The following is a 17,096-nucleotide window of genomic DNA, read 5'->3' as shown; positions in this document are numbered from 1 at the left end:
CTGGAGCGAACGGAAGTGAGTGAAGCGGCTCATCGGACGCCCCCTGGAAAGGACGCTGGCGGAACGGAAATCAACCCCTCGCCTTGCAAAGTTGCTTCTTCTGTCGTTGACATCTTCTTGTTTCTATGTAAGAAGAGGGTGCCTATAGAAGGCTACCCTCTAAAAGGATTAAGCTACTGCCACTCGACGAATCGCAACAATTTTATTGCAATCTACGATTAAAGGAGAAGCAGCTGCTGCACCTGGCTCAAGGAAGTATGCACAGCAATTTCTTGGATCGAAGGAAATGAAAGTCACACCTAAGAAGCTAATACCTCCAGATAAGAAGATATCTAGTGTAGTAGCTAGTTCTAATTTTCTTAATTGGTGACAAATACACCCTCTACAGTTGCTGCTCATTCTTGGTGTACATTTTTCCTCTTTTTGACAAGGACATTTTTCAACTTTACGTTGACAGCATTTTTCCTCTTTTTTAGGACATTTACAGCCTTGCCAGTTCATATGTGACATGTATCTTTTATCTTCCATTGTCTAGACCTCCCTTCCTCTATTTTCGTAAAGGTAACCCTTACAGTAATAATCTATGTTTGGTGCATAGCTAGAGGCTGGCGATATGTCCGATAGGCAGCTTAAAAATCTATATTTTTCTCAAAAACTTTTGCAATGTGTAAAGCTCTAAGCTGAAATATTGCTATAAACATCTAATCAAGCTAATTGTATAGGGATAGATTTCTTATTTCCTTCTACAAGCGCGAAAAAAAGATGAGTCTTTACATTTCTGTAAAGATTCATCTTTTAAATAGAAGTTTATTGATGTTTTTGTTGGAAATCTACCATGAAATCTCGTAAAGCTTCACATGCCTCAAGGGGTACTGCATTATAAGTGGAAGCACGACAACCACCTACAGAACGATGTCCATTTAGCCCAACAAAACCTGCTGCCTTTGCCTCTGCAAGGAATTGTTTTTCCAGCTCCTCATCTGCAACGCGGAATGTAATGTTCATTAAAGAACGGCTTTCAGGTGTGGCATGGCCTTTGTAGAAACCGTTACTATTGTCAATGGCATCATAAATGACTTTTGCCTTTAATTCATTATGTTTTTCAACTTCTGCTACGCCGCCTTTAGCTTCAACCCATTTCAACACCTCGCCTAGCATATAGATTCCAAATGTTGGAGGTGTATTATAAAGTGAGTTACTATCTGCATGTGTTGTATACTTTAGCATCGTTGGAATATTTTTATTGGCTTTTTCAAGTAAATCTTTGCGAATAATTACGACCGTTACACCTGAAGGACCAAGGTTTTTTTGAGCACCAGCATAGATGATTCCGAACTTTTCAATATCAACTGGTTTAGATAGGATGTCACTTGACATATCTGCCACTAATGGAACATTTCCTGTATCAGGGTAGTTTTTCCATTGCGTACCATATATCGTATTATTAGATGTGATGTGAACATATGCATCATCTTCATTGAATTGGATATCTTCTAAAGCAGGAATATTGCGGTATTTGTTTTCTTTTGTGCTTGCAGCTTCAACAGGTATCCCAAATAATTTAGCTTCCTTAAAAGCTTTCTCAGACCATGAGCCTGATAATACATAGCTAGCTTTTTGCTCAGTTGTTAAGAAGTTCATGGGCACCATTGTAAACTGAAGGCTTGCTCCACCCTGTAAGAATAGTACCTCATAGTTTTCTGGAATAGCATAAAGTTTTTTTAATAAAGTAATGGCTTCGTTATGTACTTCATCAAAAATGGCACTTCGGTGACTCATTTCCATAATGGACATACCTGAATCACGGAAGTTTACTAATTGCTGTTGAGCATTTTCTAATACTTCTTGTGGTAGAGCAGATGGACCTGCGTTGAAATTGTATGCACGTTGTGTCAAAGTGGTACACTCCTTGTTTGGTTAATAACAGAACTTTACTGGATTATAACCTAATTTTCAAGAGAAAAAATAAAATTCTTAATATTTGAGCAGAATGGCGACAGGCTCGCAACAAAATGTACACATTTAAGCAGGTATTTTTCATTAAAAACGAACAAACAGAAGGTTATTTTCGAAATTAAGTTATATTTTCCGTATATTAAATATTTTTTATGGCAATAAAAATGATAATGTTCGTGTTTTATACTCCTTTATTAGAAGTGTGAAATCTACAGGCTAAAGCAAAACCATTAAAATCGCTTGTTAGAGAAATTGCCTTATTACTTTACGAGAGATAAGCAGGTTTTTGTATAATATTATAAAGAAAAGAAAAAGAGGTGTTTAGGATGTTTACCGTAGAGAAAGCTTGTTTAGTAGTTGTAGATGTACAAGGAAAGTTAGCAACAATTGTTGATGACAGTGAAATGGTAATTGAAAATGTGGCAAAGCTCGTACAAGCAATGCAGGCACTGGAAGTACCTATCTTATGGCTAGAACAAAATCCAAGTCGTTTAGGCGGAACGGCGCTTGAGATTGCTCAGCATTTACAAGGGCAACCGATTCCTAAAATGGCCTTTAGTGCGTGCCAAGAAGAGGCATTTGTAGAAGCGATGAAGGAAAATGGACGCACTCAATTCATTGTGACAGGTATCGAAACACATATTTGTGTGTACCAATCGGCTAGACAGCTGAAAGAACAAGGATTTGAAGTAGAGGTTGTTGTAGATGCCGTATCCTCTCGAACAAAGGCAAATAAAGAAATTGGGCTTACAAAGATGCATGCGCTTGGAATTTCACCAACTAGCACCGAAATGATCTTATATGAGCTACTACAACGTGCAGATCATGAACATTTTAAAACCATTTTGAAGCTTGTTAAATAATGCCAACTAAAATTGAAACAATGGGTATATGTATTCCAATCATTGTAATAACAATTTTGTTTTCAAGAGAAATATATACAAAGAAATTAGGTTAGATTGAAAAAGTGTAGATGTCCGAAGAGTCTATAGACCTTTCTCGGGCATCTTTTTTATTTAAGGGCTAGATTATACGTGACATTACTCACATAAAAACTTAGCTATTCCATTTGTTGTATACTATAATTAAAAATCGGGAATTCGTAATGGGTAAATAACATTTAATTAGGATGATGACTATGAATAAAAATGTGAGATGGTTACTGTTAATAGTTAGTGTCGTTCTTATTTCAATAAGTTGTACAGGTAAAGAAGTAGCTTTACAAAAAGAACCTCTTTCACCAACAGAACAATTTGTTATTCAAAATTTACTGAATGATGAAGGGTTAATAAGCACAGATTTAACAAGCCAGAAAGATTTATTTTTATCGGAATCAGTAGGACTATGGCTTGCTTATTTATTAGAAAAAGGCGATCGAGCTCGTTTCGATGACCAGGTCAATGTTATGAAATCCTACTTTTTAAAAAGCGACTTTATTGTCTGGCGAATAGAAGGCACAAAAAAAGCCACAGTTAATGCCCTAATTGATGATTTGCGAATCATCCGTGTATTACTAGAAGCAGGTGAAAAGTGGCATGAATCAACGTATGTCCAACTAGGAAAAAAAATTGGCGAAAATTTGACCATACATGGAATGAATGAAGGATTATTTGTGGATTATGTAGATGTTTCAAGCCATGCTCAAGCCAATACATTGACAATGAGTTACCTAATGCCTTCCGCTTTTTATGCAATGGAAAAACATGGATTGTTGTCTCGACAGCAAGTCCGAGATCAGTTAGCTATTTTAAAAAATGCCCCTCTCACTGAAGAAGGATTCTATCCAAAGTATTATGATATTCCCTCTAAAAGTTATAGATTTGATGAAGAACTACACATGATTGATCAATTATATGTAGCATATCATATGGTTTCCATTGATGAAGATACTGAACCTTTTAAACGCTGGCTATTAAAACTGTTGAAAAGAGACGGGAAATTATTTGGGCGTTATAACGGACAAACGAATCAACCAACCGTGAGCTATGAATCTCCTGCTGTGTATGCAATGGCAGCTCGATATATGCTTGTTTTAGAAGAGCAGCAAAATGCACAGATGTTCATTGAGAAAATGTTATCGCTAAAAGATCCTACTTCAGGTTATGTTGAAAAAAATACACGATCAACGCATAGTTTTGATAATTTACTACCACTATTAGCAGAAAAGGAGGTAGAAAATGCGATTAACAATGAATAGAAATAGAGCAATTTTTATATATGGGTCAATCCTTATCTTACTATTACAAATACCTGCCTATTTTTTATTGCGTCAGGATGCAGAAGGTTATTTACTTTACTTGTTTTTAATGCTTTTAATAGTGCTAACCCTTTGGAGAGGAATGGTATTTGGGCTTATTAGCAGTCTCATCTTTATTTTTATTACAGGTTCAACATTACTCTATACTGGAATAACTGGAACAATGACATTTCTAAACCCTTCATTTTCCATGCAGTTTTTTTTCCTTTATGGCATCGTGCTATTACTCCTCATACTTTGTGCAGGAAAGGTGCATGAATTAATGACAGAACAGGCAAGCTACATAAAAAAATTACAAGAAGATGTTAGAAACTATGTAGCAATTGATGTGGAAACAGGGTTTGATAATGAAACACGTATGCGAATAATTGTGAATGAAGAGATGCGTAGAGCAGATAGGCATAAGCACACTTTTGTCTTTATCATTTTAAAACTTGAGAATTATGATCAATTTCAAAAGCTTTATGGGGCTAAAGAAGTCCAACACTTATGGCAACAACTTTCTCAAAGGATACATCAAACGGTTAGACAAACAGATAAAAAATTTCGGTTTCGCCAAAATCATATTGGGTTATTATTAATTGATACAACAGACCAGTATATGGAAATTATTTATAATAAATTAGACCAAGCCTTAAAAAATCATCAATTGTTAAACGGAAAATGGGTAACATTAAATTATAAAACTAGTTTCTATACGTATCTTCCACTTACGGAGTCGACGTTCGATGAAATTTTATCGGATCTGGAAAGAGAGATGAAAACAAATGCGCTCTAATTATAGTTTTTGGATCGCCATTGGATTGCTTTGTTTTTATACTTTCACTATATGTGACTCTGTACTAGCATCCGAAAAAAATAAGGACATTGCATTGATTTATGTCACTAGTTCCAAGCAGCCTAATATCGATGTATTGGCATTACAAGACATGCTTGAAAATTTTACGTCAGTAGATGTTTTATCGATAGAAGATGTAAACGAACAGTTGCTTCAATCTTATAAACGCCTTGTTGTTATGAATAACTATCCAACTAGAATTCCTCCAGGTGCCTTGTCTGCAATAAATCAATTCTCAGGGTCGGCCATTTTGATTGGTGAAAATGTATTTCAGTTTTCTCCTTTTTCAAAATGGAAGGAGGGGCCAGTAGTGGAACTTCGAGCTATTGGGGGAGAAGTATTAAATAACCCTATAAAATGGAAAAGTGTAATACCATCAGGGGATTTTGAAATAGTAGAGAGAGCTACCTCTTTGAATAAGACATATCCTTTTATCGTCCAAAAAAATAATTGGTCTTTTATCGGTGATTTTATTAATAAAGATACATTGCAATATCAGTGGCCAGCGATCATGGGGGAGCTTTTGCAAATATCAAAGCCTCAGATACACCCCGCTTTTATTGTATTATCAGATATTAATATGAATACAGATATGCAAAAGTTAAAAAAGCTCGTGCTGGAGTTTTCAGCAAAAAAAATACCGATTGCTCTTGAAGTGGCACCTATTGTAGTAGATGAAAGTGATAAAAGATCCTACTATTTGCACGAAAATAAAAAACTATTAAGTTATTTACAAAAATTACAAAAGGAAGGTTATGCATTTATCCTTTCTTCATCTAATTCAACTGAAAAAAACCTTGAGTATTTAGTGCTACGTAAAATCTATCCTACTATAAGTCAGGGGGATAGTTCCCTTTTTACCAGTATTATCCAGAAGGACAGTCAGCAATTATTTATAACACAAAGCGAAGATAACCATACAATTTATCCGATTACAGCGGGATCTATGGCAGAAACATATTCTTTCTATCCGGTGAAACAAAAGATAAACCTTTTATTAAAAGTTCCTAGTTCTATCATCGGTATTCAATATCCTGCCTATTTTAATGCTTCCTATGTTCAGGAGCTTGCCGCTTATTTAAGGGAACATCCACAAATTGAACTACTTAATCTCAGACAGACGAAGCAACAAGTAACATCCAAAAATGTTTCGATTAAGCAACATGAAAACGGTGAACAAACAATACAATTAGCATTTACAAAGATCGAACGTTTAAAAATATTATTTGATGAACGACCATTTGAATTAATTTTATGGGTGCTTGTCTTGATTGTTTCGCTGTTTGTCACATTATTTTTTATTAGTACCTTGCGTTTACGTATTACCTTACGTAAGAGATTATTTGAGGAGAGGAAAACAAATGGCTAATACCTTATTCTTTATATCACTTTTCCTCATTTGGATCATGCTGCTATATCATATGTTTTTAATGGAGGGTGGTTACTTACACTTTCGTACTTTTGAAAAGCCAATTGATGACTGGGCTAAAAAAATGGACAAGGTTCCCTCTGTCAGTGTCTTTATACCAGCGCACAATGAAGCACTTGTGATTGAACAAACACTACGAGCCATGTCACGACTATATTATCCGAAAGATCAACTAGAGGTAATTGTTATTAATGATAATTCTTCAGATGAAACTGGTGCTATTGCAGCGCGGTACGCAGAAAAGTTCCCATTTATTCGTGTCATTGAAACAGTAGAGCCAAACAAAGGGAAGGGTAAATCCTCTGCCCTCAATTCGGCACTAGCTGATTCCACAGGGGATATCGTTGTTGTTTATGATGCTGATAATACACCTGAACGGATGGCCGTTTGGTATTTAGTGATGGGTCTCATGAATGATTCAAAAGCGGCTGCCACTGTGGGGAAATTTCGCGTTATTAATGCGGCAGAAACATGGTTAACTCGTTTTATTAATATCGAAACGATTTGTTTCCAGTGGATGGCCCAAGGCGGGCGTTGGAAATGGTTTAAGGTGGCAACTATACCTGGTACCAATTTTGCAATCCGACGGACAGTTTTGGAGCAATTAGGCGGTTGGGATGTAAAAGCATTGGCTGAAGATACAGAGCTAACCATCCGTGTTTACAATTTAGGCTACCATATTCGTTTTTTCCCAAAAGCCATTACGTGGGAGCAAGAACCAGAAACCTTAAAAGTATGGTGGAAACAGCGCACTAGATGGGCAAGAGGTAATCAATATGTAGTGCTGAAGTTTTTAAGTCAATTCTTCACACTAAAAAGAAAAAGTATCATGTTTGATTTATTTTATTTCTTTTTTACGTATTTTTTATTTTTCTTTGGTGTCATTTTATCCAATGCCCTATTTATTATTAATTTATTTTATGATATTGGATTGACCGTTGGCGACATTGCCCTTGTTTTATGGGTTTTAGCCTTCTTACTGTTTCTAGGTGAAGTGATGATAACCTTAAGTATTGAAAAAACAGAAATGAATCGGAAAAATTTCTTTTATGTCATACTTATGTATTTTACCTATTCTCAAATGTGGATTGTGCTAGTCGTTTGGTCATTACTATTAGAAATAAAGCGCATGTTTACTGGTCAAGAAGTTCAATGGTATAAAACAGAGCGTTTTTCCAAGCAATCAGATAAAGGAGCAGAATAATGAGAACCAAATTCTTCTATTTGTGCTTATTTTGTATTGTTTTTTTTAGTTTTGCTAACAATGCAGTTGCAGCTACCATTACCGTAGATGACAACACAATTGTAATAGAAGGCAATCAACAGCAGAAAAAGCCCTTACTAGCACAGCCAATCGAATTACTGGGACCTTCCTCTTCAAGAGATTTTTATTACAATCTAAACGAGGATGTCCCATCCAATAACCAGCAAGTGACATTTCAAATCCAGCATTCTGAGCTACTTATAGCACCATCCTCCTTCACAGTGAAAGTGGATGATGTAGCAATTAAAACAGTTCCATTGAAAGCAGATTCATTAAAACAGACTGTTACCGTTAACCTTCCAAAAGAAGCACTGCTAAAGGGTTCTCATAAAATCACAGCTAGTTTTTATGGAATTCTTAAGGAAGGAATTTGTGTGCCTCCTGGCAACGCAGGTAATTGGCTACGTATTGAAATACTATCGTCTATATCAGCATTTAGTGAGGAAAGTGATGCTTGGTCATTAAATAGCTATCCTGCTGCGTTTTTAGGCTATGAGGGCTATGCTACGACGGTTATTGTACCAAAGCAGACCTCTGAGGCCACTTTAAACAGTGCATATCAGCTCGCTGCCTTTTTATCCGAACATGGTGACACAGATGTACAGATTGAGCGTGAAGATGCTTTTAATAAGATAAGAGGTCCTATCATCATTGTAGGGGCAAAAAAGGAATTTAGTACAAGCCTATTAAAAAAGATGTTAGCAAACATAAGCGTTGAGCAAGATACTATGACACTTACGATGCAGGAGCTACTGAATACAAATTCGAATCGAAAAGTACCTCTTTTAGCTGTAACCTCTTCAAATGGCCAAGCTATTGAGGAGCGACTATCTTTTTTAACCGAAGCAACCTTATTCGAGCAATTAATTGGTGATACATTAGCGATTAACGATGTTCCTAAAATAGAAGAGTCATCTGATACGACGATTTCATTTAAGCAATTTGGCTTTGAGGATCGACTTTTATCCAGCCAAGCGACAATGACACCTCATTATTATGTGTCGTTGCCAAAGTTAGAGGCAAACAAGGAAGCTTTTATGCGCTTGATCGTTAAAAAATCAGCAACAATACCTGACAGTAAAGAGGATGAGGATCGAAAATTAGAATTGATCGCGTATATCAATAATGTTCCACATGCAGTAGATTTACGAAAATTAGAACAGACTACAACAGATATGTATGAGGCCATTATACCGATCCAAACAAATGTGCTCAACAAACTCTCAATGACCGATATTCAGTTTGAAGTAACAGGCTTTCAACTAGAGGATCCTTGCGAAACAACCAATGAACGCTATTGGATTTACATTGATAGTGATAGCACATTATCGATTACAAAAGATGATGCTGAACCAACGTTTACCTTACGTGATTTTCCTAATGCTTTTCATGAAAATACGTTAATCGTTATACCTGATAATGGAGGAATTGACGATACAACTATGGTATCACTTTATAAATCGTTGATGACGAATGGTAACATGGCAAAAACCTCGCTGATGAAGGATAAAAATGTGACAGAGGAAGCTTTACAAGGGCATGCAGTCATTTTTATGGGAGAAATGGAACAGCTAACATGGCTTTCCAAGCAAGCCTCAAAAATTCCTCACACATCTGAGCAGCTTATCTCGCAAGGGTTTTTACCAGAGGCAATTGGCCAATATGTGTTCATAACGAAAAATTTCTGGCAGCAAAAAGAGCCTTTATTATGGATTCATTCATTAGAAAATGCTTCTGTAAAAGGTGACTTTTATGCTCACTTGAAAGAGACGAATTCTCAGGCAGACGCTGCGATTGAAACAAAAGAAGGACAATTTGTCGTAGCCGTAGATCAAAATGCTGATAAGGAAGACGTGAAAGTAGCTAAAAAAGGTGAAATATCCTATGTTTTAATTGCAGAATTTGTTGGGCTCATCCTTGTCATTGCCGTTATACTGTATATCATCCTTCGTAAACGAAAGAAAAATCAACTAAAACAATAAAAGCAAAGTCGCGAATGTGCGACTTTGCTTTTTTATGCAGGCATGTCCGTTGGTGTTGGTTTTGCATAGCCCTCTTTATACGTGTCATCAATGAACTGACGAATTTCTTTTAAGCTCTTGCCTTCTTTGTGCAGTTGTGCTGATTGGACAGCAATCTCTAAGCACACTAAACAACGTGTCCCGTGATCATCCCAAACAATCGAACCATCCTCACGTTTTTCCTGAATAAAGCAATTTAAATTACTTTTATGGCCAGCAGATTCCCCACAGCCGCAATAGCATGGCATCCATTCGAGAATCTCTGTTGATTGTCCAGCGATTTGATAGACTAAGCGTATATTTTCTTGCTTGCCCTCTAAAAAGGTTGGTAGGACGTCAGCAGAAGCCGTTTCTTCTTGGATATCAACTGATGCCTCTGCATGGTCATGACCTTCATGTGAAGCGTCATTTGCTTTAGGAGAGGTTTCAGCACTGTTTTTATTTTCTCCACAAGCACTTAATAACAGTAACGCCAATACAACAAAAATAGTAATTGATTTCTTCAAAAATAGCGCCTCCTACATGTTAACAATACTTCCATTATAACATCGTTTTCATAAACATTTACAGACGCCTCGTTGAAAATCAGTGAAATATATCTAATCCACGTGTTTTGTTCATGAAATGTTCCATTTTCTCGCTCAATAATTTTTTTAAGAAGAATCCGAACAGGATAAAAATGGACCAGAAACCTAATAGGAAAATGAGGTCCATCCAGACTGTTGACCAAATAATTCCGCCGACAGCTTCACGCATCATTTCAATCGCATACGTAAAAGGTAAGAAAGGGTTGATTATTTGGAAGAACCTCGGCAATAACTCGACTGGATAGGTTCCACCAGAGCCTGCAATTTGTAACACAAGCATCACAATGGCTAATGCTTTTCCTACATTACCGAAGACAGATACGAGTGTATAGACAACCGTTACAAATACGAGACTAATAAAAAGTCCAAATAAGATAAAGTAGGTAGGTGCTTGAATGGAGCCGTCTACTAAGAAAATATCTCCAATGGTAATAATGAGAGTTTGAATAAACGAGAAAGTTGCAAATGTTAAGAGTCGACCAAAGTAAATTTCTCGAATACTATAAGGTGTATCTCCATGGAGATTCACAGACAATAATGAAATTAACAGTAAACAGCCTACCCAAATAGATAGTACTGTGTAAAACGGTGTCATGGCTGTTCCATAGTTCGCAATAGGGAATACGCGATGTTCCTTTAATTTAATAGGCTCCTCAAAGAAATCACGTTCGGCATTGACATCATTTTTAAGTAATTGCACAATCTCTGCTAGATCCGCTTCTTCTTCTAAAGTTCGTAGCTTATTCGCTAATTCTTTGATTTTAGCACTTAAAGTTGGAAATTCAGTTTGTATTTTTTGAATAGCTTGATTTGCTGTTCCTAGCGTGTTTTTGGCCTGTGTCAATTTATCTGTTGCCTGAGGTATGAATTGTTTTACATTTGTCAGCATGGTAGAAGCGTTAGTTAAAGTTTGTTTCGCACTGGTAAGGGTGGATCGAATTTGTGGCTCTAGACTTTCGTTATAGTAGGATAAGAATTTTTGCAAATTAGCTGTAGCATTTTGTGCGATTTGCTGAATAGCTGTAATGTCTTGCTTGATCACATCTTTATCAATTGGCTTTAATTGATCCACTTTATTTAGTAAATCGTCATGTAGAGTCTGTAATTGTTGTAATGAGCTAAGCGCATTTGACGTAGAATTAATGAAGTTTGGAGGATGTTCCAAGGCTTCGCGAATGGCTATAAGCTGTTCGATAATTGGTTGATTCGCTTCTGCATTACTTTCCTGTAAAGAACCAATAAGGGTTGTTAAAGAGTCTTCTAATTGCTTACGAGTCGAAGCATCTGCCTGAATTAATTTTTGCAGTGCCTCAAGCGTTTGAATACTCTTGGTTATGCTGTCTTTAGAAGTTGACAATTGATTTTTAAGTGCCTCTTTCGTTTGTGTAATAGAGGTAGGGTCAACATTTATACGATTGAGCTTATTGATGATCTCTGTAAAATGTTGGGCAATATTTTGAACAGTTGTGACATCCTTTTTGATGATAGGAGATAGTTCATTAAATAAAGCATCTGCTTCATTCACTAAACGTAAACCCTTTTGAATGGTAATTAAACCATCTGTTGTTAGTTGTTCCACCTGTGGAACTTGTGTCAGCGCCTGATTAAGTAATTGATTTGCCTCTTTTCCTTGGGTAGAGGCTTGCGTTAAAAATGAATTAATATCAGGTAAATGCTGTTCTATAGTAAAAACATAATTTTCAAATTTGCGGAAATCAGGAATGTCACGTTCCATTTCAATTCCAATTGTATTAAAAATAGAAAAAAGTGTCCCATTGACGGTGGATACAAATTCATTCGAAACCTGCTGTGTAAGTACGCTCGCGCCTTTACTTGTAATTTTAGGAGCAATAGGATTCTTTTTTTCATTTACATAATAATCAATACGGGCCTTCGTTGGTTTGTCGGTTAGAATAGAGGTTAGTTTTTGCGAAAAATCATTTGGAATGATAATGACTGCAAAGAAATCACCATTTTTTAATTGTTCCTTAGCTTTTTTCTCTGTTTCGAGCTTCCAAGTAAAGCTTTTATTCGTACGTAAAGTCTCAATTACTTCATTCCCGACATTTATTGCTTCATCTCTTACAGTGGTTCCCGTATCTTCATTGACAATCGCAATTTTCATATTAGAGGTGTGGGCGTAAGGGTCCATGGAGGCATAAATATTTAGCCAGGCATACAGAGAAGGAAGAAAAATTAGTCCACCTATAATGACAGCTACGACCCAGTTTGTGACAATATTCCGGATATCTTTTGTATAAATTTGAAAAACATGCTGGAACGAGTTTTTCATCATAATCACCCCACATTCAAATTTGCATGAACTCTCACTATGTATGTTCCCAAATATACTTTAAATTATGTTATAAATGTGAAATATCTTCATTTAAAGGCGAATTAGTTTACTAGGTTTTCAAAACAATTTATAATCAATCGCGAATGCACTAAAACTAGGGCTTTTAGTGTAAAAAAGGAGGTCACTACTTTAGTGAAAAAATTATTAATTATTGGTTCAGTGATTGTTGTTTTATTTGCAGCAATTATTGTGCTTACCAACGTCTCAAACAAAAGTAAATTAGAAAGCGCAAATAACCCTTATGGCGATAAAAAGCTAAAACAAGAAACAATTGATCAATTGGATGATGAAAACTATCAAAACATTATGTTACCAGACGAACTAGAAGCTAAAATTAAAGCGGGCGAACCGGTTAATGCTTACTTCTTCAGTCCAATCTGTGTACACTGTCAAGCATTTACACCAGTATTAATGCCAATTGCCGATGAGCTTGGTGTTGATATTGCTCAATTGAATGTCTATGAATACGATGATTTATGGGAAAAATATAATATTAAAGCAACACCAACATTCATTCGTTTCGAAGATGGTAAAGAAGTAAATCGCTTTGTAGGAGCTCTTAAAGAAGAAGATTTACGAACGTTCTTAAATACGGTTGTGCTAAATAAATAGAAAAGGAAGAGACTGTATCATAATTATTTAGATACGGTCTCTTTTGTTTTTGTAGTGTATACTAAAAATACTGAATAGTTGTACACTGGAGGAATGATGAATGTCAATGGATGATTATTTTTATAATGGTGAACTGATGAGATGCTATGAATTAGCGAAGCAGGTGACAAACGAAGAGGACAAAGCACTAGCACAAAAGTATATTCGATTATTAGAAGAATATGAATATGATCGTTATCCAAAGCCAACTGGTCATATCGAAGTACAGCATGTGGAACGCGCTGATGAAAGCTATCCAGAATCAGATCTAGTTGTAGAACTACGGGCAATAAAAGATGAAGAGTCATTTGCGAAGCGTATTCAGCAATTGGAGGAAGTCGCAAAAACTGGAACACCCGCAGACAAGGCGCAATCCTTTTTTACACAGGGAGAGCTGTTCCTATTCGCACATCAATACAATGAGAGTGTTCACTGCTTTCAACAAGCAGTAAAGGAAAATCCGAATAAGGCTGTCTATTGGGGAATCACAGGGCAGACGATGCATCGTTTTGGTTGGATGCCATTTGATGCGCTCGGTTATTTAGAACAAGCGATACAGCTAGATCCAACAAATCCTCGTTGGAAATGGAATAAAGCGCTTGTACTTATTCAATTAGCTAAGGATTTGCAAATGGCTCCATTTATGGCGAATGCAGCAATCACTTTAGAGGATGCACTAGCTTCTTGTGGCGAACAGCAGCGGTCATTGAAAGATGCCATTCAAAATACAGTAGATAATATGGATAGCTATGTTTTCTCCTAACATTCAGGAGTCTTCTACAGAAAACTAATTTCAATAGTTTTATAATATTATGCGGATGTCCCCAATGTATATGGAGACATCCTTATTTTGTTGAAATAAGATTATGCCAAGAGCGAAAAAAGACCTTTTGGCAAGGTGTGGGGTTGATTTCCGTTCCGCCAGCGTGTCCGATGAGCCACTTCACTCACTTGCGTTCGCTCCATGGGCTCACCTGTGACGAAGTAATCTGTAACGAAAATCTCTTTTCACCTTTCAAAAAATGCTTTAGATGATTTTGTTTTCCAACACAGCGAGGATGTCTCCAATGCATATGGAGACGTCCTTTTTACTGAGAAATCAAGTGAGCGGGGTTCGTTGCCATATTTCACAATCATGGTATGATAAGAAAGAAAATGATTTGTAGATATAAAGGACGGATTTTTTATGGCACAAGAAGCGGCAAATAAGTTTATAGAAAACGTATGTAATCATTTAGTTCGCAATATGAATATTACAAAAGTGGAAGAGCATTTTAAGGAAACAATTACTATGCAGCGACAATCAGCCGCAACATCTATGGACTTTTGGGACATGTTGATGATGAATATGCTTTATTTTACGGAGAATGAACAGGCTTGGGAGCAGGAATTTCTAAATATGCTTCAAGCTAAGGAGTGGCTAAAGCCATCAGCTCTTGAAGAGGAATTATTAATGCATCAGATGCGCATTCGTCAACAAGTGGCAGAGCAATTGGATGCTGCAAAGAATTTATTCCATAAGCAATATGAGACAGAAGGCATGACAGAGGAAGCAATTATTTATGACTATGCCTATAGCTCTGCTGGGCATTCCATGCGTATGGATTTATTAACCGTGCTTGTATCCACGCCAGAGCAATCAAAAATACTCTTTGACGCAGATCCACAAGAAACGATACGAATTGTCAATGGCTATATTGCCTACCATACAGATGGATTAATTAATAAAACAAAATTACACTAATTTTGTTACAAAGCTTCACGCGAAAGGAATTTGATTAAATGAATACACCATTTACTTTTAACCATACACAACCAACAAATATGGACCCTACGAAGAAATACCCTGCTATTTTTTTGCTTCATGGCATGGGCAGCCATGAAGATGATTTACCACAATTAGTGCAGGATTTTCAAGAGCAATGTCATATATTTAGCTTACGAGGGCCAATTACTCAACATCCCGGCTATGCTTTTTTTACCATTCAAGAGGTGGGGCAACCAGATCGTGCAATCTTCGATAAAGTGTTGATTGCATTGCAACGATTTATATTAGAGGCCATCGAAGAATATCAAATCGATCCTCATAAAGTATTTGTTTTAGGCTTTAGCCAAGGTGCGGTTTTAGCACAATCACTTGCCTTTGTTATGGGGAATTTAGTAACGGGTATTGTTGCATTAAGTGGCTACACGCCAAAGTTTGTGACGGAGGAATACGCTATTCGTTCTGTAGAACATTTACATGCTTTTATTTCGCACGGTGATTATGATTATGTAATACCTTCTCAATGGGGAATGGAAAGCAAGGAGATCTTTGAACAATTTGGTGCCACGGTGACATTCAAACAATACCCAGATGGACATGGTGTAACACCTGATAATTTTCGTGATCTAGTGGCATTTTTAGCGCAGCAACTACAGGAAGAAATTCAATAAAAGGAAATCCGAGGCAAAAATTTGTCTCGGTTTTTTTGGCTATCGTAATATGACCTATTATCAAATTATTTTTCTCCAATAGTGTTTGAAGAATCGAGGCAAGAAGGTTCAAATTCACGTCAGTCGGTGGTATCATAGTAGATGTTGTGAATGAACGTGCTTTGTTAGATGAAAACATGTACTTTATGTGAAAAGAGAGACAGAACAGATCTAAAAGGGGTAAAATAATAATTTGATGTGCTAGATGCAAATTTTGTCGCTTTCTATCGATGAAAGCGTGTAGAAATTATGGAGAAAAGGAATTAAGCTGAATGGAACAAAATCTGAAAACGGAGCATAAACCACTATCCTCCGAAAAAACAAGAGGGAAGTCATCACGTTCTTCTATTTTAGCGCAAACCGTCAAGACAGGGATTATCAAATCTAATTTAATACCTATGTGGGCTGGTTTAACGCTAGGCATGTACAAAAATAAAATGACGTTTGTAGACAATATACCAGAAATTATTTTTTCAACAATCGGTTCCGCCCTTGTCATTGGAGCTGCGGGGGCCTTTAATAATGTCTATGATCGTGATATTGATGCAATTATGCCTCGTACACAAAGCAGACCAACTGTAACAGGTGAAATGTCAGCAAAATCGACTTTATCATTAGCTGTTGTAATGTTAATTATTGGCGTAGCTGTGTTGGCACTTGCGTCACCTTTAGCAGCGGCATTTGGATTATTAGGTGTATTCCTATATGTAGTCCCTTATACAATGTGGACAAAGCGTCGTACGATATATAATACAGAAATCGGTAGTATTAGTGGTGCGGTGCCACCATTAATAGGTTGGTCTGCTGTATCTACAGATATTACACACCCAGCGATACTTGGTTTATTTTTTGTTATGGTCATTTGGCAAATGCCACATTTTTATGCTATTGCCATTCGCAAACGTGTAGACTATGAAGCAGCCAGTGTACCCATGCTACCAGTTATCAAAGGGATGCGTCGAACGTATTATCAAACCAATTTCTATTTAATACTATTGATTCTATCAAGCTTTTTATTTGGCTCGTTAAGTGTAGGCATCATGCTTGTGGCATTGATCTTAAGTGTTGCTTGGCTAGTGATGAGTATTTACGGTTATCATAGTAATACAGATCAAGTGAAATGGGCTACCAAAATGTTTGTTTTTTCCCTATTCCATATGACTATACTATTCTCAACAGTCATTGTGTACTCGCTAGTAGGAGTTATTTTTAAGTTATATTAATTTTTTCAAAAACTCTCTGAAAAAAATAACGCAGTGCGA

General features: G+C 36.6%; 15 protein-coding genes. 11 read left to right on the top strand and 4 right to left on the bottom strand.

Annotated features, from left to right (window positions below; translation table 11 throughout):
* Window positions 1–168: 168 nt before the first annotated feature.
* Together JIN86_RS02925 and serC are read right to left on the bottom strand one after the other, a co-directional pair.
* Complete coding sequence (locus tag JIN86_RS02925; RefSeq protein WP_004227250.1) at window positions 169–528, bottom strand: hypothetical protein; 360 nt, start codon at window positions 526–528, stop codon at window positions 169–171.
* A gap of 279 nt (window positions 529–807) precedes the next feature.
* Window positions 808–1,896 carry a 3-phosphoserine/phosphohydroxythreonine transaminase gene (gene serC, locus JIN86_RS02920; protein WP_004227251.1) on the bottom strand — a complete coding sequence of 363 codons (1,089 nt, stop codon included), beginning with the start codon at window positions 1,894–1,896 and terminating at the stop codon, window positions 808–810.
* A 386-nt stretch (window positions 1,897–2,282) separates the two neighbouring features.
* On the opposite strand from serC, the gene JIN86_RS02915 reads away from it, so the two are divergent.
* The 6 genes from JIN86_RS02915 to JIN86_RS02890 all read left to right on the top strand — a co-directional run bounded on the left by JIN86_RS02915 (window position 2,283) and on the right by JIN86_RS02890 (window position 9,726).
* Window positions 2,283–2,819 (top strand): hydrolase, encoded by a 537-nt coding sequence (locus JIN86_RS02915; RefSeq protein WP_004227254.1) that lies wholly within the window; start codon window positions 2,283–2,285, stop codon window positions 2,817–2,819.
* 275 nt (window positions 2,820–3,094) lie between these two features.
* Window positions 3,095–4,153 carry a glycosyl hydrolase family 8 gene (locus JIN86_RS02910; RefSeq protein WP_237497104.1) on the top strand — a complete coding sequence of 353 codons (1,059 nt, stop codon included), beginning with the start codon at window positions 3,095–3,097 and terminating at the stop codon, window positions 4,151–4,153.
* The gene (locus JIN86_RS02905; RefSeq protein WP_202341229.1) at window positions 4,134–4,991 is read left to right on the top strand and encodes a diguanylate cyclase domain-containing protein; all 858 of its coding nucleotides are present in this window, start codon (window positions 4,134–4,136) and stop codon (window positions 4,989–4,991) included. Before JIN86_RS02910 ends, JIN86_RS02905 begins: the two co-directional genes overlap by 20 nt.
* Window positions 4,981–6,420: a DUF2334 domain-containing protein gene (locus JIN86_RS02900; RefSeq protein WP_202341228.1), complete on the top strand. Its 1,440-nt coding sequence runs from the start codon at window positions 4,981–4,983 to the stop codon at window positions 6,418–6,420. Before JIN86_RS02905 ends, JIN86_RS02900 begins: the two co-directional genes overlap by 11 nt.
* Complete coding sequence (locus JIN86_RS02895; RefSeq protein ID WP_048392227.1) at window positions 6,413–7,684, top strand: glycosyltransferase family 2 protein; 1,272 nt, start codon at window positions 6,413–6,415, stop codon at window positions 7,682–7,684. The genes JIN86_RS02900 and JIN86_RS02895 overlap by 8 nt, the downstream gene beginning before the upstream one ends.
* Window positions 7,684–9,726: a cellulose biosynthesis cyclic di-GMP-binding regulatory protein BcsB gene (locus JIN86_RS02890; RefSeq protein ID WP_202341227.1), complete on the top strand. Its 2,043-nt coding sequence runs from the start codon at window positions 7,684–7,686 to the stop codon at window positions 9,724–9,726. The genes JIN86_RS02895 and JIN86_RS02890 overlap by 1 nt, the downstream gene beginning before the upstream one ends.
* 32 nt (window positions 9,727–9,758) lie before the next feature.
* Here the strand turns inward: JIN86_RS02890 and JIN86_RS02885 are convergent, their stop codons facing one another.
* On the bottom strand, window positions 9,759–10,271 hold the full coding sequence (locus JIN86_RS02885; protein ID WP_004227258.1) for a PCYCGC motif-containing (lipo)protein: 513 nt from the start codon (window positions 10,269–10,271) through the stop codon (window positions 9,759–9,761).
* 79 nt (window positions 10,272–10,350) lie between these two features.
* Window positions 10,351–12,645, bottom strand: coding sequence for a YhgE/Pip domain-containing protein (locus tag JIN86_RS02880; RefSeq protein WP_202341226.1), 2,295 nt, complete (start codon window positions 12,643–12,645; stop codon window positions 10,351–10,353).
* A 195-nt stretch (window positions 12,646–12,840) separates the two neighbouring features.
* Here JIN86_RS02880 and JIN86_RS02875 point away from each other — a divergent pair, with 195 nt between their 5' ends.
* The 5 genes from JIN86_RS02875 (at window position 12,841) to cyoE (ending at window position 17,057) form a co-directional block, all read left to right on the top strand.
* Complete coding sequence (locus tag JIN86_RS02875) at window positions 12,841–13,320, top strand: thioredoxin family protein (protein ID WP_004227263.1); 480 nt, start codon at window positions 12,841–12,843, stop codon at window positions 13,318–13,320.
* A 100-nt stretch (window positions 13,321–13,420) separates the two neighbouring features.
* A complete protein-coding gene (locus JIN86_RS02870) occupies window positions 13,421–14,122 on the top strand; it encodes a tetratricopeptide repeat protein (RefSeq protein WP_202341225.1) in 702 nt (233 codons plus the stop codon).
* Window positions 14,123–14,545: 423 nt separating this feature from the next.
* Complete coding sequence (locus tag JIN86_RS02865) at window positions 14,546–15,103, top strand: hypothetical protein (protein ID WP_202341224.1); 558 nt, start codon at window positions 14,546–14,548, stop codon at window positions 15,101–15,103.
* 38 nt (window positions 15,104–15,141) lie between these two features.
* Window positions 15,142–15,795, top strand: a complete 654-nt coding sequence (locus tag JIN86_RS02860) for an alpha/beta hydrolase (RefSeq protein WP_202341223.1) — start codon at window positions 15,142–15,144, stop codon at window positions 15,793–15,795.
* A 311-nt stretch (window positions 15,796–16,106) separates the two neighbouring features.
* The gene (gene cyoE / locus JIN86_RS02855; protein WP_131520585.1) at window positions 16,107–17,057 is read left to right on the top strand and encodes a heme o synthase; all 951 of its coding nucleotides are present in this window, start codon (window positions 16,107–16,109) and stop codon (window positions 17,055–17,057) included.
* Window positions 17,058–17,096: the final 39 nt, after the last annotated feature.

The organism is Lysinibacillus sp. HST-98, from assembly GCF_016757845.1.
Classification (GTDB): Bacteria; Bacillota; Bacilli; order Bacillales_A; family Planococcaceae; genus Lysinibacillus; species Lysinibacillus capsici.
Note: the sequence above shows the minus strand (reverse complement) of the source record. Positions and strands in the feature narration are given on the sequence as shown.